General features: G+C 64.6%; 11 protein-coding genes. 5 read left to right on the plus strand and 6 right to left on the minus strand.

All coding sequences use genetic code 11. From position 1 onward, the window contains the following. Positions 1-483: 483 nt before the first annotated feature. Positions 484-2,079 carry a ShlB/FhaC/HecB family hemolysin secretion/activation protein gene (locus HWV67_RS06485; protein ID WP_175650441.1) on the plus strand — a complete coding sequence of 532 codons (1,596 nt, stop codon included), beginning with the start codon at positions 484-486 and terminating at the stop codon, positions 2,077-2,079. 39 nt (positions 2,080-2,118) lie between these two features. Next, complete coding sequence (locus HWV67_RS06490) at positions 2,119-11,724, plus strand: two-partner secretion domain-containing protein (protein WP_175650442.1); 9,606 nt, start codon at positions 2,119-2,121, stop codon at positions 11,722-11,724. Between the two features lie 230 nt (positions 11,725-11,954). On the opposite strand, the gene HWV67_RS06495 is transcribed toward HWV67_RS06490, so the two are convergent. After that, the gene (locus tag HWV67_RS06495) at positions 11,955-13,028 is read right to left on the minus strand and encodes a sigma-54 interaction domain-containing protein (RefSeq protein ID WP_175650443.1); all 1,074 of its coding nucleotides are present in this window, start codon (positions 13,026-13,028) and stop codon (positions 11,955-11,957) included. 329 nt (positions 13,029-13,357) lie between these two features. On the opposite strand from HWV67_RS06495, the gene HWV67_RS06500 reads away from it, so the two are divergent. From HWV67_RS06500 to HWV67_RS06510, 3 genes are all read left to right on the plus strand, one after another. Beyond that, complete coding sequence (locus tag HWV67_RS06500) at positions 13,358-15,643, plus strand: TonB-dependent receptor (RefSeq protein WP_175650444.1); 2,286 nt, start codon at positions 13,358-13,360, stop codon at positions 15,641-15,643. A 9-nt stretch (positions 15,644-15,652) separates the two neighbouring features. Beyond that, on the plus strand, positions 15,653-17,227 hold the full coding sequence (locus tag HWV67_RS06505; protein WP_175650445.1) for an alkaline phosphatase D family protein: 1,575 nt from the start codon (positions 15,653-15,655) through the stop codon (positions 17,225-17,227). A 413-nt stretch (positions 17,228-17,640) separates the two neighbouring features. After that, positions 17,641-18,084, plus strand: a complete 444-nt coding sequence (locus tag HWV67_RS06510; RefSeq protein WP_175650446.1) for a hypothetical protein — start codon at positions 17,641-17,643, stop codon at positions 18,082-18,084. Positions 18,085-18,134: 50 nt separating this feature from the next. Here the strand turns inward: HWV67_RS06510 and HWV67_RS06515 are convergent, their stop codons facing one another. The 5 genes from HWV67_RS06515 to HWV67_RS06535 all read right to left on the minus strand — a co-directional run bounded on the left by HWV67_RS06515 (position 18,135) and on the right by HWV67_RS06535 (position 23,647). Further along, a complete protein-coding gene (locus HWV67_RS06515) occupies positions 18,135-19,022 on the minus strand; it encodes a SphA family protein (RefSeq protein ID WP_175650447.1) in 888 nt (295 codons plus the stop codon). A gap of 93 nt (positions 19,023-19,115) precedes the next feature. After that, the gene (locus tag HWV67_RS06520) at positions 19,116-20,207 is read right to left on the minus strand and encodes a hypothetical protein (protein WP_175650448.1); all 1,092 of its coding nucleotides are present in this window, start codon (positions 20,205-20,207) and stop codon (positions 19,116-19,118) included. Between the two features lie 18 nt (positions 20,208-20,225). Then, a complete protein-coding gene (gene dmpG / locus HWV67_RS06525) occupies positions 20,226-21,242 on the minus strand; it encodes a 4-hydroxy-2-oxovalerate aldolase (protein ID WP_110970591.1) in 1,017 nt (338 codons plus the stop codon). Between the two features lie 8 nt (positions 21,243-21,250). Continuing rightward, positions 21,251-22,711 (minus strand): 2-hydroxymuconic semialdehyde dehydrogenase, encoded by a 1,461-nt coding sequence (locus HWV67_RS06530; RefSeq protein WP_175650449.1) that lies wholly within the window; start codon positions 22,709-22,711, stop codon positions 21,251-21,253. Between the two features lie 12 nt (positions 22,712-22,723). Next, on the minus strand, positions 22,724-23,647 hold the full coding sequence (locus tag HWV67_RS06535; protein WP_175650450.1) for a catechol 2,3-dioxygenase: 924 nt from the start codon (positions 23,645-23,647) through the stop codon (positions 22,724-22,726). Positions 23,648-23,670 lie beyond the last annotated feature (23 nt).

Genomic DNA, 23,670 nt, shown 5'->3' on the forward strand with positions numbered 1-23,670 from the left:
TTTTTAAAACGCGCCACGCAGACCGGGGGGGCTTTTCAAGCCCAGCAGATATAGGGGAGCGCTCCTTCGAGCAGAGGAGCAGATATCAAGAAAAAATAGAAAACCATCCATTCTGCAGCCTGGCGAAGAACAGGCGCGATGGGGTGTTGACGCAGTTCATCTGCTCGACTAAGCACTTCGGCATCACGCCGCTGAATGCTGTTCTATTTTTCCGCGAATCAAACTAATTACACGCCTGCGCATGCGCCTCAACCGAGGCAGCTTGTCTGTGCCTGCGTAAAACTTTTTTGGCTGATCTTTTTTCGGCCCGGGCGCCCTTGCGCCTGAAAAATGCCAACGGTTTACCAAGGATGTTCGGCTCCGTCAGGACGCCGGCTCGAGTGTGCTCAATCGCTTAGAGAAACAAAGATGCTGGATGTATCCCGACGACCCAATGACCTGCCTCTAAAAACCTCCTCGCCAATCACTGACAGCAAGGTTCCCATGCTCTATTCCCACGTACCGGCGAAGGCGCTGCTGTGCGCCCTCGGTTTTGCCGTGATGACCGCCAACGCAGCATTGGCCAACGAATCCGCCACCCAAGCCCCACAATCCCAGGCTTCGCAAGCCCAGGTGATGGTCAAGGCCGTGGAATTCAGCGGTAACCGCACCTTCACCACCGAGCAGCTCTCCGCGCAGATCGCCGGCGATATCGGCCGCCCGATGAGCCTGGTCGAAATGAAAGCCCTGGCCGCCAAGGTCGAGGCCTACTACCAGGCCTCCGGCTACCGCCTGGTCAAGGTGGTGGTGCCCGCCCAGAACTTCGCCGACCAGAACGCTCTCAAGCTGGTGGTTCTCGAAGGCTGGCTGGGCAACGTGCAAGTCACGGGTGCCAAACGTTTCTCCAACGAGCAGGTGCTTGACGCCCTGACTGCGGGCGGCGTGGTCGCCGGCAAGCCGTTCACCCTGGAACAGGTCGAGCGTTCGCTGACCCCCCTCAACCGCCTGTCCGGCATCGAGGTCAGCTCGACCTTGCAGCCAGGCGTGGAAACCGGTTCCACCGACCTGGTGGTCGATGTCACCGAGGCAGCCCGTGTTCAGGGCGCCCTGGAAGTCAACAACTACGGCAGCAAGGACACCGGCGAAACCCGCGTGATCCCGAGCCTGAAGTTCGCCAACCTGACCGGCCACGGCGACGAAGCCAATGTCATGGCGCTGACCTCGATCGGCGCCGGCGACCTCTGGTACGGCTACGTCGACTACAGCCTGCCGCTCAACGCTCAAGGCACCAAAGCCCGCGCCTACTTCTCGAAAGGTAACGTCGACGTCGGCAACACCTACCGCGTGCTGGAAATCGAAGGTGACAACCAGAGCTGGGGCCTGGGCGTGTCGCAAGACTTCGTGCGCTCGGCGCGCAGCATCATCACCGCCGAAGCCTGGCTGGAATCGCAGGACCTGGAGCAAAGCATCCTTGGTGTGCGTACCGCCGAAGACAAGATCCGCAAACTGCGCTTCAGTCTGAACCTGGACAACTCCGACCTGTACGGCCGCACCCTGGCCACCGCCGGCATGCACTACGGCCTGGGCGAAGCCCTCGGCGGCATGGACGACGAGTCGTTCATGTCCAGCCGCGCCGCCGCCAAGGCGGACAACAAGTTCACCAAATTCACCTTCGACATCGCTCGCCTGCAACAGATCACCCCGCGTTTCCTGGTGATCCCGCGCATCGCCGGCCAGTACTCCCTCGATTCGCTGGTATCCAGCGAGCAGTGGGGTGTCGGCGGTTTCAACTCGGTGGTCGGCCACGCGCCGTCGACCTGGTCGGGTGACCACGGTTTCACCGCCAGCCTGGAAGGTCGCTACTCGTTGTTCAAGGACAACGACCGCTACCAGGCCACCGCGCGTATCGACCACGGCCAGGTCTGGCTGAAGGAAACCCTGGTTGGCCAGGACGATCACCAGGACCTGACCGGCGCCGCCATCGGCCTGCTGGCCCGTCCGATCGACAGCGTCGACCTGCGCGTAGACATCGGTGTGCCCCTCAGTGAGAAAACCGAGGACAGCACCTACGTCTACGCCCAGGCCCGCTATCGCTTCTGAGCCACGGAAACCACACCCAATTCGCACAGGTAAGTACTCATGTCCCGCAAGAAAAAAGGCACGAAGACATTCATCAAGGCGGTCTCGGTTTCCGTGATCGGCGCCAGCAGCTCGGTTGCATTCGCAGCGCCCACAGGCGGCGTAGCAGTGTCGGGTGGCATCTCCATCGGCAGCATGAACAACAACGAACTGGTCATTACCCAGGCGTTGCAGAAAGGCATCATCAACTGGACCGACTTCAGCATCGACGCTGGCGAGCTGGTGCGTTTCGCACAGAACGCCGGTAACGACTCGATCACCCTGAACCGGGTGCTGGGCAACCAGGTCTCGCAAATCCAGGGCGCCCTGCAGGCCAACGGCAACATCTTCCTGATCAACCCCAACGGCATCGTCTTCGGCGCAGGTTCCCAGGTCGACGTGGCCGGCCTGCTGGCGACCACCTTCGACGTCACCGACCAGAGCTTCCTCAACGGCGGCCAGCTGAACTTCACCCAGGTTGCCGGCAAGGACCTGGCGAGCATTTCCAACCAGGGCCAGATCACCGCCGACACCGGTGGCTTCGTCTACCTGGTGGCGCCGAAGGTCGACAACTCTGGCTTCGTGATCGCCAACGTCGGTCGCGTGACCATGGCTGCCGGTGACCGCTTCACCGTCAACCTGCAAGGCAGCAACCTGATCAACTTCAGCGTGTCGGCCGACACCCTGGCTGCCGCTACCGGCAACGACCTGACCGGCGTCAACAACAGCGGTACCGTCAAGGGCGATACCGTCCTGCTGCAGGGCAACTCCGCCAGCGGCCTGATGAGCTCGGTGGTCAACAACACCGGTATCATCGAAGCCACCGACCTGACCATCAACGCCGGCGATATCGCCCAGGCCGGCACCATCAAGGGTATCGACACCGCCGTCGCAGCCACCACCGCGACCCTGGCGGCAACCAACACCATCACCACCGCCGACAACAGCTCCACCCGCGCCACCACCCTGAACCTGTCGGTCACCGGCGCCGGTGCCTCCATCGGTGCCGAAGGTGCAGCCCTGCGCGTCGACGCCGACGTGCTCAACGCCAATGCCGCCAACGGCCACGTGCTGGTCACCGACGTCAGCGGCGGTGTGGCACTGGGTGAAGTCAACGCCGGCACCGCCACCGAAGGCGGCAGCGTGGTGATCACCGCGCAGAACGGCAGCATCACCTCCGCCGACACCAGCAAGACCAACGTTTCCGGCTACTCGGCCAAGTTCGTCACTGACGGCGCCGTGGGCACCGACAGCGATGCGGTCAACACCAAGGTCGGCGTACTCTCCGCTTCGACCCAGAACGGTGGCATCAACGTCAAGAACCAGGGCGCCGTGATTCTCGGCGATGTAGTTGCGCGCGAGCAGATCACCATCAATGGCCAGCCTTCGGTTTCCGGCGCCATCGACAACAGCGGCACGATCACCCTGAGCAACGGCAACGCCGGCACCAAGAACGTCAAGGTTCAGGCTACCGACGGTGTGGTCCTCACCGGCACCGTTTCGGCCACCAACAACCTGACCGTGACCTCCGACACCGGCAGCATCCTGGCCGCCCAGGCCGGTACCTCGCTGGTCGGCCGCACCGTCAACCTGTCCGCCGGCACCGAAATCGGTGACGCGTCCCAGGCCCTGAGCACCCAGAGCAACACCGTCAACGCCGCAGCCGGCAACGGTGGCGTGTACCTGAGCGAAAGCCAGGGTCTGACCATCGGCACCCTCACCGCTGCGGGCACCGACAACAACGTCGTGCTCAACGCCACCCAGGGCAACATCACCGTCGGCAGCATCACCGCCACCGGCGCCGACGTCACCCTGACGGCCGGCAATGGCGGCATCACGGCCACCGGTTCCGGCACCAACGTCACCGCCGGCACCCTGACCACGTCGAGCAAATTGGCCACTGGCGCAGCAAACAAAGCGCTGGCGACCACCGTCAACAAGATCACCGCCACCACCACCGCGGCCCAGTCCGCCGTGTACATGAACAATACCAAGGCACTGACCGGCCTGTCGGTGACCACGCCGAACGGCGACGCCACCATCAACTTCAGCGGTGGCTCGCTGGTCTACAGCCGCAACCTCAGCGCCCTGACCCTGAACCGCTTCCAGGCCCTTGACCTGTCGTTCACCAACACCGCCAGCGGCTTCAAGGTCAACGACATCAACGCCGGCGCTGACAAGAGCGTCTCGCTGACCGCCGCCGGCAACATCACCCAGGGCAGCGGCGCCATCATCGGTAAAGATGTGGTCATCGACGCCTCCGGCAACATCGGCGCCGCCGACACCGCGCTGCAGACCCAGGCCAGCAGCCTGAACCTGACCAGCCGCAACGGCATCGCCAACGTCGCCAACACCTCCGCCGACCTCGAACTGACCGCCAAGGCCAGCTCCACCAACGGCGCGGTCACCGTGACTCAGACCGGCAACCTGGCGGTCAACTCGCTGGTGACCAAAACTGCCGCCGACCTGAGCGCTGGCGGTGCTGTCACCACCTCTGCCAATGCCGTAGGCACTGCCATTTCCGCAGGTTCGCTGAAAGTCACTGGCGCCTCGATCGGCACCAGCACCAAGGCACTGTCGAGCCAGGTAGCCGCCGGCGCGGTCAACCTGACCGCCACCAGCGGTGACATCAACTACAGCAACATCGGCGCTATCAGCCTGCTGGACGTCCTGGCCACCAACGGCAAGGTCGCCTTCCAGAACTCCGGCGACGTGGTCGTGGGCCAGGTCAAGGCCGGCGGCACTGTCAATTTCAAGGTGTCCGGCAACGTCACCGACGGCAACGGCTCGGCCGCCAACTTCATCACCAGCGGCCTGACCGCAGCAGTGAAGTCGTTCGGCAGCAGCAGCGACGCCGTTGAAATCCAGGTCGACGAACTGGTGATCGACGCCGCCAACGGCGGTATCTACGCCCGTCAGAGCAACGGCAACCTGCTGTCCCTGGTGCAAGCCACCAGCGGCGGCACCGGCAGCGACATCCAGATCGCCGCCGACGGCAGCATCAAGCTGGGCAACGTCGACGCAGGCGGCAACAACGTCAAGCTGAGCGCCGGCGGCACCATCGAAGATGGCCGCAGCAACAAGACCAAGGCCAACGTGGTCGCCCGCGAGCTGGACATCAGCGCACCCGGCGGCATCGGCAAACAGGGTCAACTGGACCTGGACGTCAGCTTCCTCTCCGCCGCAGGCGGCAGCGGTGGCGTGACCGCCACCAACGCCGGCGCTGTAGCGGTGAACCGCAGCTCGCTGACCGGCAAAGGCGCCAGCGCGATCACCATCGTCGCCACCGCCATTACCGTGCTGGACAACAGCGGCGGCACCATCACCATGGATGGCGGCTCGCTGACCCTGACCGCGACCTCGGGCAACATCGTCTTCCTCAACCAGACCGACACCATCTACCTGCCAGGTGGCGGCAGCATCACCCTGACCGCGATGAACAAGGCCAGCTCTTCGGTTCCGGGCTACGACGGTGTGATCATCGCCGGCAACCTGAAGACCGACGGCGGCGACATCACCCTGCAGGCGCAGTCGAACATCACCATCGGCATGCTCGATGCCGGCACCACCGGTAACGTCACCGTCGCTTCGGCCGGCGGCGTGATCCTCGACGGCAACGGTACCGCGCAGAACATCCGCGGCAACAACGTCAGCCTGACCGCCAGCACCCCGAGCAAGTACACCGCCGAGCTGACCCGCGACACCGCCATCGCCGAATACTCGGCGCGCGATGCCGAGGCCGCGGCCAAGCTGCTGCAACTGAACATCCTGATCCAGCAACTCAAGGACTACGAGGCCCTGGTCACCTCTGCCACCGTGCAGAACAGCCTGGCCGAGCTGACCCAGCGTCTGGCGGATATCAGCGCTACCGCGCAGTCGAACAAAGTGGACAGCATGTCCAAGGTCGCCGACGGCCTGAACACCGCACTCAACGCTGCCAGCGTGGTGCGCAACGCCGCCGCGGTCATCGCCGGCGCCGCCCAGGCCATTCCGTTCTCCGGTGACGCCGGTGCCGATGCAGCCTTCGCCGTGGTCGACCTGGTGTTGTCCGCCGCCACCCTGGCGCTGGACAGCTACGAGCGCTACAGCCTGGCACCGCAGCAAGACCTCCTGGTCGAGCTGAACAACACCCTGGACGTGGCCAACGCCGCGGTCTACACCGCCGCGACCAACCTTGCGACCACCACCGCGATCCGCGACACCACCGCCACCTCCAAGGCCACCGCCGACCTGGCTGTGTTCAAGGCCAACACCGCCCGCGACGCCTCCTTGCAAGTGCGCAAACAAGCCGTGGCCGCGTACAACCTGAACCAGCAGATCGACAGCTCCGCCGACAAGCCGCTGGGCATCACCGCCAACCGTCTGGACATCAACAACGGCGGCGTCATCGACTCCAGCCTGTACCTGGACTCCGCGGGCAGCCTGGGCCTGGGTAACATCACCGTCGCCGCCGGCCAGAAAATCGTCGCCGAAGCCAACAACAACATCGGTGTAGTCGGCAGCGTCAACAGCGACACCTCCATCAGCCTCAAGGCTGGCCAGGCCATCCTCGGCCAGGGCGGCACGCTGGCAACGCCAGACCTGAAAATGGTCGCCGGCAACGGCATCGGCGCACTGCAAGCGGTCAACACCAAGACCGACCGCGTGGCGGCTGACGCCGGCAACGGCGGCGTGGCCATCGTCAACGCCAACGGCGGCGCCCTGCTGACCATCGGCACCGAAGGCGCAGTCAAAGGCATCACCGGCGCGGGCGACATCAGCGTCACCACCGACGGCTCGCTGAAAATCGACCAACTGGTAAAAGACAGCACTCACACCCACACCGTGAGCCTGACCAGCACCAACGGCTCGATCATTGACGGCAACACCGTCGAGCGCAACGTACAGGGCGGTACCCTGGTGGCCAAGGCTACCGGTGCGATCGACCTGGACACCGAAGTCGACACCCTCAACGCCGAAGTCACCAACGCGGGCAACATCACCCTGCGTGAAGCCAACGCCGTGACCGCGAACCGCCTGAAAACCGCCAGCGGCAACATCGACCTGACGGCCGGTGGTGCAGTGGTGGTCCGCAGCCTGGACGCCGGCACCGGCACCATCAACCTGCGGGCCGATGGCGCAGTAGACGATGACCAGGACAACAGCACCCTGATCGTCGCCGACACCCTGAACATCAATGCCGCAGGCAGCGTCGGTGCCACCGGCAGCAACGCCAACCGCGCACTGGACACCCAGGTCAACACCGTCAACGTCACCGCCGCCGGCGAGGTCAACCTGGCCGACGTCGATGATCTGACCATCGGCACCCTGGAAACCGACCACGGCAACGTCACCGTCACCACTGGCGGTTCGCTGAACGTCGGCACCCTGAGCACCGGCACCACCAGCGACACCGTGACCCTGGTCGCGGGCAACCAGATCACCAGCACCAAGACCGACGGCACCAGCAACATCGATGCCGCCAACCTGACCCTGCGTGCAGAGAACGGTATCGGCGCCACCAACGCGCTGAACGTCAAGGTCGCCAACCTCGCCGGCAAAACCACAACGGGCAGCATCAAGCTCAACGATCTGGACGGTGACCTGGTCATCGGCACCCTCGCCCAGAACCTGGGCCTCGGCACGCTCTCCGGTCTGAACAGCACCGACGGCGCTATTGAAATCGGCACCGCCGGTAACCTGACCGTCAACAACTCCGTGACGGCCACTACCTCTGGCGCGGTACGTCTGAGCGCGGGCGGTGACGTCCAGCAGAACGCCCAGATCGAAACCGAGAACGGCGATATTTCGGTCAGCGCTGGCGGCAACGTCCAGCAGGACGAGCAGATCGTCGCGGACACCGGCAACATTGCGGTGAAGGCTGGCGGCAACATTCAACAAAACGCCGATACCAAGACCAAGGCCGGCAACATCGCGGTAACCGCCGACGGCGACATCCAGATGGACGCCGATACCCAGACCGTCTCGTCGGTTTCCGGCAACGTCACCGTCGCCGCAGGCGGCAATGCCACGCTGCAAGACGTGGGCGCCTACGCTGGCGACGTCAATGTGAGCGCGCAACAGGGCAACCTGGTACAGAACGGCCAGTTGCTGACCGGCACGGGCAACGTCACCGCTCACGCCGGCCGCGACCTGACCACCCTGGCCCTGACAGGCGCAATGTTCGCAGGCAACATCGACCTCAGCGCTGGCGGCAACATCAGCCTGCAGACCGTGGGCACCAACGGCGGCAACATCAAACTGAACGCAGGCGGTGACCTGACTCAGCATCAACAGGTGCTGACGGCAGCGGGCAACATCACTGCGCACGCCGATGGCGACCTGACCACCCAGGGTGATACCACCGTGGTGGGTACCGGCAACATCGACTACAGCGCTGGCGGCAACGCCAACCTGCAGCAGGTGACCACCGGCAACGGCAACGTCGACCTGAAAGCCACCGGCAACCTGACCCAGAACGCTCTGGTACAGACCGGCGCAGGCAACATCACCGCCAAGGCCGGTGCCGACCTGACCACCCTGGCTGACACCACCGTGGTCGGCGCCGGCAACATCGACTACAGCGCTGGCGGCAACGCCGACCTGCAGCAGGTGACCACCGGCAACGGCAACGTCGACCTGAAAGCCACCGGCAACCTGACCCAGAACGCTCTGGTGCAGACTGGTGCTGGCAACATCACCGCCAAGGCCGGTGCTGACCTCACTACCCTGGCTGACACCACCGTGATCGGCGCCGGCAACATCAACTACAGCGCTGGCGGCAACGCCAACCTGCAGCAGGTGACCACCGGCAACGGCACTATCGACCTGGCGGCCATCGGCAACCTGACCCAGAACGCTCTGGTGCAGACCGGTGCTGGCAACATCACCGCCAAGGCGGGTCGTGACCTGCTGATGGCGTCCGGCGTTCACAGCGTGGTCACCGGCAACGGCGACATCGCCTACAGCGCGGCGCACAACGCCAACCTGGAAAACCTGTCGACCGGCAGCGGCACCATCACGCTCGACGCCGCACAGGGCAACCTGACCCAGAACGGCCTGGTTCACTCCGGCGCGGGCAACATCACTACCTCCGCAGGTAGCGACGTCACCCTCAACGGCGAAACCAGCACCGCCCAAGGCAATATCAAGCTGAGCGCTGGCCAGAACCTGACCCAGAATGCGCTGGTGCACACCAATGCAGGCGACGTCACCACCACCGCGGGCAGCGATATCGCCCTCAACGGCGTGACCAGCTCCTTCAACGGCAATGTGAACCTGACCGCAGGTCGCGACCTGACCCAGAACGCACTGGTCAACGCCACCCAAGGCAATGTCGTCGCCAAGGCCGGCCGTGACCTGCTGATGACCTCCGTCGCCAGCACCACCACGACCACCGGCAATGTCGACTACAGCGCGGCAGGCAACGCCACCGTGCAGGAAATCGGCGTCGACAGCGGCAACGTGAATGTGACCGCCCAGGGCAACCTGGTGCAGAACGGCACCATCGGGGTCAACAACGGCAACGTCTCGGCAGATGCCAAAGGCGACCTGACCATGAGCGTCGGCGCGCTGACCAACGTCAATAGCCAGGGCAACGTGGCCTACACCGCTGGCGGCAACCTGCTGATCGACCAGATCAGCACCGCCGACGGTAACGCCACGCTGACGGCCAAGGCCGGCGACATCCAGGTCCAGGGCACCGCGGCGCGTAACGTCACCGCCAAGCAACTGACCGCCACCGCTTCGGGTGACATCGGCAGCAACGATGCACTGCGCACCAACGTTGATACCCTGGTGGCCACTGCTACCAACGGCTCGATCGCGGTCGACGAAGCCAACGCCATCACCCTCGACAACGTCGCGGCCGCCAACGGCCAGGTGTGGGTGAGCGCGGGCGATATCGCCATCAAGCAACTGCAGGGCGACAGCATCGCGCTGACCTCCAGCGGCAAGGTCGAAACCCTGGCCGGCGGTCTGGTCAAAGGCGGCGACCTGAACGTCGACGCTGAAACCGGCGTCAACCTGCACACCGCTGTCGACAGCGCCACGGTATGGGTCAACGGCAGCGGCAATATCGCGCTGACCGAAGACGACGCCATCACCCTCACCCGCCTGAACACTGCGGACGGCAACATCCGCGTGACCGCTGGCGGCGACATCGGCGTGAACACCGTGAACGCCGGCAGCCAGAATGTCAGCCTGACCTCCACCGGCGGCGCCATCGTGACCCAGCAGCCGAGCTTCTTCGCTCGCATGCTGTCTCGCGTGGCCCAAGCCACCGGCATCACCGGCGATCGCATCGAACTCGACGCGGCCACCGGTCTGGGCAACGGCTCGCAAGGCGCACTGAAATTGACCGGCAACACCCTCGACGCCAGCACCACCAGCGGCGACGTGAACCTGGCTCAGTCGCAGGCGGTCACCCTGGAAAACGTCAGCACCGGCAACGGTAACGTGCAGGTTGCGGTCGCCGACGGCAACGCCGTGGTTGGCAACGTCAGCGGCACCGGTTCGGTGGCGCTGTCTGCTGAAAACGGCCAACTGGTCGACGATGGCAACAGCAACACCCGCATCCAGGGCAACGCCCTGAACCTGACCGCCACCGACGGCATCGGCGCCAATGGTGCCCTGCAGACCAAGGCAGGCAGCATCAACGCCCAGGTCAGCAACAGCGGCAACATCGCCATCAACGAAGCGGATGGCCTGGATCGCCTGACCGTCAACAGCGCCAATGGCGACGTTGCCGTCAACAGTGCGACCGGCAACCTCAACGTCGACGTGATCAATGCCAATGGCCACACCGTCAGCCTGAACGCCAACACCGGCGCGATCCGTGATGTCAACAACAACACGGTGAGCAACGTCAACGCGCAGAGCGTCAACCTGACCGCCACCAATGGCGTCGGCCAGGTCGGCAATGCCTTCGACGTCAACGTGCGTAACCTGGCGTCCAACGGCGGCAACGGCGGCGCGGTGCTGAACAGCACCTCGACCTCGGCGCTGAACCTAACCTCGCTGACTGCTGGCCAGGGCGATATCGTCCTGAACAGCGCGGGTGACCTGAACGTCAACGGCGGTGTTTCGCACACCGGCGGTGGAAACATCACCCTCAACGGCGGCAACATCAACCAGAACGCCAACATCACCACCAGTGGTCGCGGCAACGTCAGCGTCAACGGCAGCGGCAACGTGGTCATGGCGCCGACCTCCACCACCAGCACCGATACCGGTACCGTCAGCTACACCGGCGGTAGCAGCATCAAGGTTGCGTCGATCCAGACGTCCAACAATGTCGGTGGCGGTCGCGTGGTGTTCGTCGCGCCGCAGGTACTGGACAACATGCCGGGCGTCGCCAACGTCCGTGCCTGGTCGGTATCGCTCACGGCGGACAACGGCACCAACGCGCTGATCCAGGAACTGATGGGCGACGTCATGGACTCGTCGCAGGTGGACCTGGGCAACCGCGTGATCGGTGGCAGCCTGGCTGAAAGCCGTCGCTTCATGGAAGCGCTGCTGCAGCCGGCGGTGGTTCAGCAAACCGGTCCGGAGAAACTGTTCGATACCGGTCTGTTGAATGCTTCGCAGGTCAGCCCGTTCCGTGGCTTTGTCGAAGGTGAAGATGGCGTGATGACTTACAACAAGTAAGTTGTAGCGCGGTAAACAGAAAGGCCGCCGGGGGGATTCCCTCGGTGGCCTTTTTTTATGGGCTTTGGCTTTGGCTTTGCGAGCTTATCCATTCGATGCGGCGCCGGCAGCCTCGCCACATCGAATGGATAAGCCCCCCAGCACCCAAACCAACGTTCCAACGTCCCAAAGATCATGATCCCCGGTATTCCGTGAAGAACCCCGGTCAAGGATTCAGGCATACGCCCGGCCTACTGATTACGCCCTTTCAACATCCCATGATTCACCAACAAGGTCCGCATGGCATTGCGGGTAATCCCTAGCAATTCTGCCGTGCGCAATTGGTTGAAACCGCAATGGGCAAACGCCTCGCGCACGATCAGGTCCTCGATATCGTGCAGCAACGAGTCCCCCGGGGTTTCGAACAGGCGCAGCAGTTGTTCGCGAATCACTTCCTGCGGCAGTTTCGGCGCGCCCGACGGTCCTGCCTGCAGGGCGCTGAGCCCCGCCGAGAATTTCAGGTGCTCGGGGCGGATCGGTTTGTCGCCGGCCACCAGCAAGGCCAGGTGCACGACATTCTCCAGCTCGCGAATATTCCCCGGCCATGGATAATCCAGCAGCGCCTGCGCTGCCGATTCCGACAGCATCGGTTCGTTGATCTTCAGCCGCGCGCTGTACAGCTTCCGGAAGTGCTCCACCAGCGGCAGGATGTCCAGCGGCCGCTCACGCAGCGCCAGCACCGCGACCTGGGCGACATTGATGCGGTAGAACAGGTCGAGACGGAAGTTGCCCGCCTCCACCGCCTGTTCCAGGTTGACGTTGGTGGCGGTCACCAGGCGGATGTCGATCTTCACCGGCTTGCGCGAGCCGACCCGCACCACTTCCTGCTCCTGCAACACCCGCAGCAGTTTCACCTGAAGCGGCAGAGGCAGGTCGCCGATTTCATCAAGGAACAATGTGCCGCCATCGGCCTCTTCGAACCAGCCGGCACGCCGGCCGGTGGCCCCGGAGAAGGAGCCGGCCTCGTGGCCGAAGAACTCGCTCTCGGCCAGGTTTTCGCTGATGGCACCGCAGTTGACGGCAATGAACGCGCCCTTGCGCCCGCTGGCGGCATGGATATACCGCGCCACCAACTCCTTGCCGGTGCCCGTCTCGCCATTGATCAGCACCGGCGCGTCGCTCGGGCCGACTCGTTGCAGGTATTCCAGCAACTGGCGCGAGCGCGGATCGGCGAATACCAGCGCCTTGGCGCGGATCGACAACGGGTCCTTCTCACCCTGGGGCAAGGTCAGGATGGGGTTCAGATGTCCCTGAGAACCGCTCATGGCAAATACGTCCCGGTGTCAGCGTCTGGTGGGTAGGGCTGTACTCTACTGGCGCTTGCTTATAGCCAGAAAGATTAAAAAAGCATTAGAAAATAACCGCTTGAACAACCTGCTGATTCCGCAACAACCTGCGCCGGGCGCTGTTGCTAATCAACCGCGCGCCCCGCTCCACGCCCCGCCAATTGGCAAAAATTCTTTCAGAATCATGACAAAACGATGATGGCATAGCGCTTGCTATTGGCTCGTCTGCTTACTCTTCACAGAGCGGCCCTTACGCGATCCGGCCCTGAAGCCGGCGTTCGCCTCGCATTTTTCAAGGGATACCCGCCATGCCCACACTGCTACGCAACCGTCATCCACTTCGCCCGCTCGGCCGTCGCCCGTTGCTGCTCGCCAGCGCGCCGCTGCTGTCGCTGCTAGCCAGCGATGTCTTCGGCCAGCAGACTGATGCCGAAACCACCACCGCCTTGCCGAGCGTCACCGTCACCGCCCAGCGCCACGAAGAATCCGCCCAGGACATCGGCATCGCCCTGACCGCCCTCAGCGGCCAGGACCTGCAGGACAAGGGCGTCACCGCAGTCAACCAGTTGCAGAACTACGTGCCTAACCTCGACATCGCCCCGCAATACGGCAGCGGCAACCCGCTGTTCCGCATCCGCGGCGTCGGCCTCAAGGACTACGGCAGCAACAACACCTCCACCGTCGGTGTTTACCTCGACCAAGTGGCGCTGCCCTACCCGATCCAGACGCAAGGCCAGCTCTTCGACCTGGAGCGGGTGGAAGTCCTGCGCGGTCCGCAAGGCACGCTGTACGGCCGCAACAGCACCGCCGGGGCGATCAACTTCATCACCAACAAGCCGACCCGCGAACTGCACGGCGGCCTGACCGGCAACTACGGCTCGTACGATGCCGGCAGCGTCGAGGGCTTCATTTCCGGGCCGTTCAGCGACACCCTACGCGGGCGCCTGTCGTTCATCACCGAACAGGGCGGCGCCTGGCAGGACAACCGCGTCACCGGGCAGAGCCTCGGCGACAAGAACACCACCTCGCTGCGCGGGCAACTGGACTGGGACGCCAGTGACAGCGTCAATTTCAACCTCAGCGTGCACGGCGGCCAGGACAAATCCGACAGCCGCGGCTCGTACCTGTATCAGGGCCTCAAACCCAACGCCACCTACGGCGGGCGCTACGCGACCATCGCCCCGGAAAACAATGGCAAGAAAACCGGCTGGGGCCTGACCCCGGGGTTCGCCGGACTGACCGGGCTGTCGGTGAAAGACAAGCCGCACCGCGACAACGACAACACCGGCTTCGCCCTGACCGGCACCTTCGACCTTGACGACCACCTGACCCTCACCAGCGTCACCGCGTCGGACAGGTTCAGCCGCCGCGAGTACATCGACTGGGACGCGTCGGAGATTCCGCAATCCGACGAGTTCTTCGATTCCCAGGTCGAGGTGTTCTCCCAGGAACTGCGCCTGGCCTCCCACGACAACGAGCGCTTCAACTGGCAGACCGGCCTGTACTTCGCCAAGGACCGCCTGGACGAAGAGTTCTACTCCGACTTCAGCGCCAACCTCGGCTATGGCACCTTCACCTCCTACGGCCAGCGCTCGCGCACCTACGGCGTGTTCGCCCAAGGCGACTACCGCCTGACCGAGGACCTCAAGCTCATCGTCGGCCTGCGCCAGGAAAAGGAACACCGCGAACTGAACGACTTCAGCACGCGGCGCATCCTGGTCAACAACGGCGCCTACAGCTACGGCCCGAGCACCTTCCCCGCCGCCGACAGCGACCTGGACAGCAACTCCACCTCGTGGAAGCTCGGCCTGGAATATCAACTGACGCCCTCGACCCTGGTCTATTCCACCGTCAGCCGCGGCATCAAGTCCGGTGGCTTCACCGCCTACAACTCCAGCTATGTCGAGCAGATCGCCCCGGTCAAACCGGAGAAACTGCTGGCCTATGAAGTGGGCTTCAAGAGCGACCTGAGCAACACCCTGCGGCTCAACGCGGCGGCCTTCTATTACGACTACCGCGACCAGCAATACCAGTCGCAGGTGTGGATCAGCCAGCAGGTGGGTAACGTCGGCCGCCTGGTGAACATTCCCAAGTCGAAGATCTACGGCTACGAGCTGGAGCTGCAATGGGAACCGCTGGCGGGCCTGACCATCGGTCAGTACTTCGGCACCAAGAAAGGCAAGTACATCGATTACGAAGGGCTCAACAGCACCGCCACCCGCGCGGTCAACTTCGCCTACCCGGTGTTCACCGACTTTTCCGGCTCCAGCCTGAGCAACTTCCCTGAAACCAGCTACGGCGGACAGGTGGCGTACGTCTGGGAAATTCCCGGCTTCATCCTCAGCGCCCAGAGCGATTACTCGTACCACGACAGCATCGCCGGCAGTAACGGCACCACCACCGAGGCGTATTGGCTGGCCAACGCCCGCCTCGGCCTGAAACCGGTGGGCGGCAACTGGTCGGTGGCGCTGTGGGCACGCAACCTGTTCGACAAGAAATACGACCTGTACCACGGCTCGTTCCTCTCCAACGCGCAAATGGCCACCCCCGGCGATCCGCGCTCGGTCGGTGTCCAGGCCGGCTACAGCTTCTGAGGAGTATTCATGACCCGTGATCTGCACCGCCGGCAGGCCTTGCGCCTGCTGGCCGGCGTCGCCGCGGCGCCTTTGCTGCTGCGTTATGGCCGGGCTTTGGCCGGCGTGAGCACGCCTTTCAGCCTGGGGGTCGCCAGCGGCGATCCCTGGCCGGACGGCTTCGTCATCTGGACCCGTCTCAGTGCGGGGCTGCCCGTTCCCGGCAACGAGCAGGCGCTGCCGTCGAGCATTCCAGTGGACTGGGAAGTCGCGCTCGACCCGGAGTTCCGCCGTATCGCCCAGCGCGGTCGCACTCACGCCCTGGCGCTAAACGGCCATGCCGTGCATGTCGAACTGCGTGGGCTGGCCCCCGGCCGCGAGTACTGGTACCGCTTTATCGCCCTGGGCGAACGCGGCCCGAGCGGCCGGGCGCTGACCCTGCCGGCGCTGGGTGCGCCGGCCGAGCGCTTGCGCATCGGCGTGGCCTCCTGCGCCCACTACGAGCGCGGCCTGTTCAGCGCCTACCGGCACATGGCCGAGGAACGGCCGGACCTGGTGCTGTTTCTCGGCGACTACATCTACGAGTACAGCAACGCGCCCGGCACGTCGGGGCTGGCCCGCTCGTACAACGCGCCGGAAGCCACCGACCTTGCCGGCTATCGCTACCGCTACGCCCTGCACCACAGCGACCCGGACCTGCAGCAATTGCACGCGGCCGCGCCGTGGATCGCCACGTGGGATGACCATGAAGTGCAGGACGATTATTCGTCGGTCTACTCCAAAGACCCGGCCATCAACGTCGCGCGTTTTCAGCAACGTCGCGCCGCGGCCTATCAGGCGTTCCTGGAAAACCTGCCGCTGCGCCGGCCACGGCTGGGCAGCAATGGCAGCCCGCTGATCTACCGCCGCTTCGCCTGGGGCGACCTGGCCAGCCTGCCGGTGCTGGACGGCCGCCAGTACCGCTCGAAACAGCCGTGCTATCAGGCGCCGGCCTTCGGCAAGGGCCATATGGAAGTGGAAAGCTGCCTCGACCTCGCCGACCCCAAACGTACCTTGCTCGGCTTCGAGCAGGAGCGCTGGCTGTACGACGGCCTCAAGCGCAGCGATGCGCGCTGGAACCTGCTGGCGCAGAACCTGTTGGTGGCGCCATTGCGCGCGCAGCGCCCGGACAGCGGCGAAGCACGCTACTGGACCGACAACTGGGACGGCTATCAGGCTGCCCGTGGCCGCCTGATCGAAAACCTGCGCGACAGCCGCGTGGCCAACCCGGTGGTACTTAGCGGCGACTATCACTCGTTCTGGGCCAACCATCTGTACGAGCGCCCGGAAGACCCGGCGTCGCGGCTGGTGGCGGCGGAATTCGTCGGCACCTCCATCACCTCCAACGGACCAAGCTACGAAGCAATCCAGTCGATCCTGCCGGCCAATCCGCAGATTCGCTTCTACGACAGTCGGCCGCGAGGCTACCTGTCACTGGACCTGAACCGCGAGCGGCTGGAGGTGAAGATGCAGGCGATTTCGGACCGGCTCGACCCGCATGCCAGCGTTTCGACCCTCAAGCGCTTCGTGGTGGAAAGCGGCAGCCCGCAGGTGCTGGAGGCGTGAAGGATCGGTCAGCGGTCCATGGCCAGCCATGGGCCGCAAAAACAGGTATCCTGCGCAACCGTTTCCGCGCACTTATCAAGGACGTTTCGTGTCGAACAGCCTGTCCCGCTTCTACCGCCCCGCCCTCATTCCCCTCGCTCTTGGCCTGACCCTGCTCAGCGCTTGCAGCACCGCTCCCGAGAAACGCAAGGCTCCGGTCGATCCCAAGGTCATGCAGCAGTTTCAGAGCGATTTCCAGACCGCGCTGCGCCGGACCATCGCCAACAACGTTCTGCAGGATCAGGTGGGCACCACGCGCCTGCGTCTGATCGTCAACCGCGAAGGGCGCGCGGTCGCCTGCAAGACCTTGCCGGCCAGTCCCCAAGTGGCGCAAGGCATGTCCGGGCAAATACCGTTCACCAACCGCGCGGCGTTTGATCAGTTCATCGAGCAGCAATGCTCGCGGGCGATCTTCCCCCCCAGCGCCGGACGCGCTGTACGACGAGAAAGGCCAGGTCGAAGTGGTTGCCCCGGTAGGCGTGTCTTTCAGCAGCACACAGCCTGCGCCATGGTTGCAGCAAAATGCGCAACGCGCGTTCTTCCGCAAGCAATTGCTCGGCAACGAGCGGGTGAACAGCGTTGGCGTGGCGGTGGCCAGCTACCAGGCCGACGCCAAGGGCAAGACCACCGGTTGCCTGGTGTACCTGATCCCCGCTGAAGTGCGGCCCAACGACTTCAAGCTGGACGGCGACCTGCAAAGCCGGCTCAACAGCGCCTGCATGAAGCTGGACCTGAGCCAGATGCCGGGGTTTGAGCCGGGGAAAGCACAGGGGATGTTTTCGCTGGAATATGCACCCTGGACGGTTGGCATACACTGACGCCTTCGCGACGGTTCGGCGCTCCGAACCGTCGCGAAAGCCTCGGTTCCCTACAACGGCATCGTCAACTTCAACCAGTACGCATCCCCCTCCGGCCGATTGCGCACATCGGTTTCATGCTGCCACTTGGCGGTGATGAACCACCCCGAGGCGTCGCTGTACTTGATCGACGGCCCGATCGCGAACGCCTTGCCCTTGTTGTCCTCGACCCGATCACCGTGCTGCCGGTCATCGGTGACCTGCTGGTAGATATACCCGCCAACCCCCACCACCCAGCCATTGCCCAAACCCCAGCCCAGTGCATAGTCGGCATGCGCCTCCTGCCCGGAGCGGTAGTCGGTATCGCGGTTGCGGCCGTTGAAGTCGTACATCAGTTTCAGGTCCAGGTTCGGCCCGTTCGGGTCCACGTAGCTGAACGCTGCCACCGGTTCGGCAGCCCAGTAGTTGCGGCCGATATTGGTCTGGCGGTCGCGGTCGTAGCTGCCGGTCGGGGCGATGATGTCCAGCGCGTACACGGCATGGAACTTGTCGCTGTAGTGGTAGCCCAGCGCCGGGCCGAAGATCACATCGCCGAGGCCGCGACGGTGGTCGCGGTTGCCGTTGACGGTCACGCTCAGGTCCACCAGCGGGGCGATGGCCTGGAACGCCAGGCTGCCGCCGAGCACCGTTTGCTGGGTCACCCACACCAGGCGCGGCGCAACGACGTTGGCGCGCAGGCGAAAGTCCAGCGGCAGCGCATGGCCGTCGTTACCCATCAGGTCGTCCGCCGCGTAGTGCTGGGCATACACCTGGGCGTACCAGCCCGGTGGCGGCAAGGCGCCGGACATGTAGTTCTCCGCGCCCATCGGGTACGACGAACCACCGCCCTCGGTAGCCCAGCCCGGCGTCATGACGCTCAGCAGTGATGCAGAAACAGCGATCAGGATCTTGTTGTTCATCAGGTAAGTCCTTTGTTCAGGGTGAACGCCGCCCACGCGCAAGCCGCGCGGCTGTGCACCACGGCGTTCAGGAGGAAATGGGAAAGCGCGGAATCAGCGGCGGCGCAGCGGCCAGAAATCGAAGAACTGGCTGAGCACCACCAGCAGCGGGAAGGTCATCGCCAGCAAGGCCGAGGCCAGCCAGAACTCCCGGGTGTATCCCGGCGCGCCGGCGTCCATCGGCCCGCTGATCCATGGCGCAAGCACCCAGTACAGCGACGACAGCAGCGCCCCGGCGACAATCGCCACCAGCAGTTGCAGCACGCCGCGCCCGGCCCGGCCGGCGAACAACTGCCCTTCGAACATCAGCAGCGGCACCAGCACCCCGAACAGCAAGGCAATCGCCCCGCGGGCCATGAACGGCACCGGCTCGATGCCCAGGCCGCGAGTGCCGGCGAAGTAGAACACGGCGCTGACCAGCAACACCCAGGCGCTCCGGGCAAGCCCGGCCCAGGGTTGGCCGCTGATCCGCGACACCGGCCAGAAATCCAGCAACAGGCAGGCGAAGGTCACGGCCACGGTGGTCACCGAGAACGCCAGTATCTCCAGCGCCGGCAACGCGCCGTGCGGGTCGAGGCGATCAAGGTAGAACGGCGCCCCGGCCAGGGCCGAGAAGTCGAACAGCAGGCTGAACAGCCCGTAGCCCAGCAAGTACGCCACGGCCAGAATGCCCAGCCCCAACGCCAACGGCTGCCGCACCCACGCCGCCAGCGGCCAGCATTCCCAGACAAGCACCAACCAGAAAGTCACCAGCACGCAGAAGATCACGTACATCAGGGTGAACGGCGTCGGCGGCCCGACCTGTTGCGCCTGGGTGACAAATACCAGGCTGGCGATCAGCGCCGCAGCGAGCAAGGTCAACGCCAGTTGCGCGAGCCCCCGCCACGGCTGGCCCAGCCCGTTCAGCCAGCCTGGGTACTGGTTGCGCCAGACCATCGCCAAAACGATTTGCGGCGGCACGCAACAGACCAGGAAAAACGTCGCCCAGGTGGCGAAAAATCTGGCGCTGACACTGCCGATCGCCGCCCACGACACCAGCACCACCAGCGCCAGACCGAGCAGGCCGGTCAGCGGCTGGCGGGACGGCACGGCGGCCGCCCCGGGGTTTTCGACAACGGCCACATCGATATTGTTCTTGTTGTTCATGTGCGTTTCCCGTTGGCCTCAACCGGCCTTTTTCAATAGATCCAGCGCCACGTCGACGATCATGTCTTCCTGACCGCCCACCATGCGCCGCTTGCCCAGCTCCACCAGGATGTCCAGGGTCTTCAGGCCGTGGCGCGCGGCGGCGGCCTCGGCATGCCGGAGGAAGCTGGAATAGACCCCGGCGTAACCCAGGCCGAGGGTTTCCCGGTCGACCCGCACCGGGCGGTCCTGCAGCGGCCGGACGATATCGTCGGCGGCGTCCATCAAGGTGTAGAGGTCCGTGCCGTGGTTCCAGCCGAGGCGTTCGGCGGCGGCGATAAACACTTCCAGCGGCGCATTACCGGCGCCGGCGCCCATGCCGGCGAGGCTGGCGTCGATGCGATCACAGCCCTCCTCCACGGCAACGATGGAGTTGGCAACGCCGAGGCTGAGGTTGTGGTGGGCGTGCATGCCGGTCTGGGTGTGCGGGTCGAGCACTGCCTTGAAGGCGCGCATGCGCTCGCGGATGTCCTGCATGCTCATCGCGCCGCCCGAGTCGGCCATGTAGATGCACTGGGCGCCGTAGCTCTCCATCAATTTGCCCTGGGCTGCCAACTGCTCGGCCGGAATCATGTGGCTCATCATCAGGAAACCGACGGTGTCCATGCCCAGTTCGCGGGCGTATTCGATGTGCTGGCGGGACACGTCCGCCTCGGTGCAGTGGGTGGCGACGCGGACCACCCGCGCACCAGCGTCGTAGGCGGCTTTCAGGTCGTGGACGGTGCCGATCCCCGGCAATAGCAGCGTGGCGATCTTCGCGTGGCGGACCACATCGGCCACCGCCTCGATGTATTCGAGGTCAGAATGCCGACCGAAGCCGTAGTTGAAGCTGGAGCCTTGCAGGCCGTCACCGTGGGCCACTTCGATGGAATCGACCTTGGCCGTGTCCAGCGCCCGGGCGATGTCCCGGGCGTTGTCGAGGGTGTACTGGTGGCGGATGGCATGGCTGCCGTCACGCAGGGTGACGTCGGAGATATAGAGTTTCTTGCCGTTCATGGGGCGCCTCAGAGTTTCACGCAGATGTTCTTGAGCTCGGTATAGAACTCAAGCGAATGGACCCCGCCTTCGCGGCCGATGCCCGACTGCTTGCTGCCGCCGAAGGCGGTGCGCAGGTCCCGCAGGAACCAGCTGTTGACCCAGATGATCCCCGCCTCCAGTTGCCCGGCAACGCGGTGGGCGCGGCCAAGATTCTCCGTCCACAGCGTGGCCGAGAGGCCGTAGCGGGTGTCGTTGGCCAGGGCGACAGCTTCTTCTTCGCTGTCGAACGGGCGGATATGGCAGCACGGACCGAAGATTTCCTCGGTGACCACCGACGAATCGTCCGGCAGGTCGGTCCAGATAGTCGGCTGCACCCAGGCACCGCCGGCCAGCGCGCTCGGCATGTCCGGCACGCCGCCGCCGGTGACGACGGTCGCGCCCTGGTCGCGGGCCTGCTGGTAATAGGACAAAACCTTCTCTCGGTGGGTCAGGCTGACCAACGGCCCGAGGGTGGCTTTCGGATCATCCGGGGCGCCGATCACCAGCGCTTCGGCGCCGGCCTTGAGGCGCGCAACAAAGGCTTCGAACAGCGGCCGCTGCACATACAGCCGCTCGGTGCCCAGGCAGACCTGGCCGCTGTTGGCAAACACCGAACGCAGTGTGCCTTCCACTGCCTTGTCCAGGTCGCAGTCGGCAAAGACGATGCCGGCGTTCTTGCCGCCCAGTTCCAGGGACACCGGCCGCACGCCATGGGAGGCAGCGCGCATGATGGTTTCGCCGGTGCCGGTTTCGCCGGTGAAGGTGAAGGCATCGACGTCCGGATGCGCGGTAAGGAACTCGCCCGCGGAGTTGCCGCCCAGGCCCTGGACCACGTTGTACACGCCCTTGGGCACGCCGGCGGCGTTCATCACTTCACCCAGCAGCGCGGCGGTGCTCGGGGTTTCTTCCGACGGTTTGACCACCACGGTGTTGCCGCAGGCCAGCGCCGGGCCGACTTTCCAGGTCATCAGCAACAGCGGCAGGTTCCACGGGCTGATCACCCCGATCACCCCACGCGGGCGGCGCACCGCGTAGTTCAGCGCACCGGCACCGTCAGGGGTGTCCATCTCGAAAGTCTCGGCGGCGACGTTCTTCACCGAGTCGGCGAATACCTTGAAGTTGGCTGCGCCACGCGGGATGTCGATATGGCTGGCCAGCGAGCGCGGCTTGCCGGTGTCGCGGCATTCGGCGGCGAGGAATTCTTCGAAACGGGCGAGGATGCCGTCGGCGACCTTGTGCAGGATCGCTCCGCGCTCGGCTACGCTCATCCGCGCCCACGGGCCTTTGAGGGCCGCGCGGGCGGCGCGCACGGCGGCGTCGACTTCCGCCTCGCCGGCTTCATGCACCTTGGCGAAGACCTCGCCGGTGCTCGGGTCGAGCTTGTCGAAGGTGCGGCCGCTGGCCGAGGCGACATAGGCGCCGTCGATGAAATGCTTGATCTCTTGCATGGGGGACAGCCCTCAGGTCAGTACGGTCAGGAAGCGTTCGTTCAGGGCGCGGTCGTGGTAGAAGATCGCCTTGCCCAGCTCATCCGCCGACCAGGTCTGCGGCTTGTGGTCCGGGTAGTTGTAGTCACCCCCGGCGAACACCTCGTTGCGGTTGCCGGACGGGTCGAAGAAGTACACCGTCTTGCCGTGGGTCAGGCCGTGACGGGTCGGGCCGATGTCCAGCGAGGAGTTGGTCATGGAAATCAGGTCGGCGGCGCGCAGCACGTCGTCCCAGGTTTCCAGGTAGAACGACACGTGGTGCAGGCGGCCCTGCTCGGCGTGCTGGATAAAGGCCACGTCGTGGGCCTTGGTGGCCAGGCTCATGAACTGGGCAATGCGCTTGCCCTGGTCGTCCACCACTTGCTCGGCGAGGTAGAAACCGAGCACCTCGATCAGCAGGTCGTAAGTGGCCTGGAGTTCGCCGCCGTACAGCAGGCAGTGGTCGAAACGCACCGCGCGCATGCCTTTCAGGCCACGCGGCCAGGCTTCCGGGTTGAAGTCCGAGACGCCCCACTTGCCGGTGTATTCCTTGTCTGCGTACAGCTCGAAGACATGCCCGGACGGCAGGTCGAACTGCACCCGCCGCCCGCAGCCCTGCAGGTCGCCGGCGGGCAGGTTGCGCACCGTGCAGCCCCAGGCGCGCAGTTCGCCTTCGAGGCTTTCCAGGGTTGGCTCGTCGATCACCTTGTAGGCCATGAAGTCCATGCCGGCCTCGGCGGCTTCCACCAGCACCACGGAAAATTTCTCCACCTCGGTCCAGGCCTTGAGGTAGACCCGGCCCTGGGCGTCACGCCCGGTTTCGATCAGACCGAGCAGGTTGATGTAGTGCTCCAGTGCCTGGGCCATGTCCAGTACCCGTAACTGGACGTGGCCGGGACGCAATACGCCTTTTTTCATGATGAATACCTGTTGTCATTGTT

The organism is Pseudomonas sp. Marseille-P9899 (assembly GCF_903166565.1).
GTDB lineage: Bacteria > Pseudomonadota > Gammaproteobacteria > Pseudomonadales > Pseudomonadaceae > Aquipseudomonas > Aquipseudomonas huaxiensis.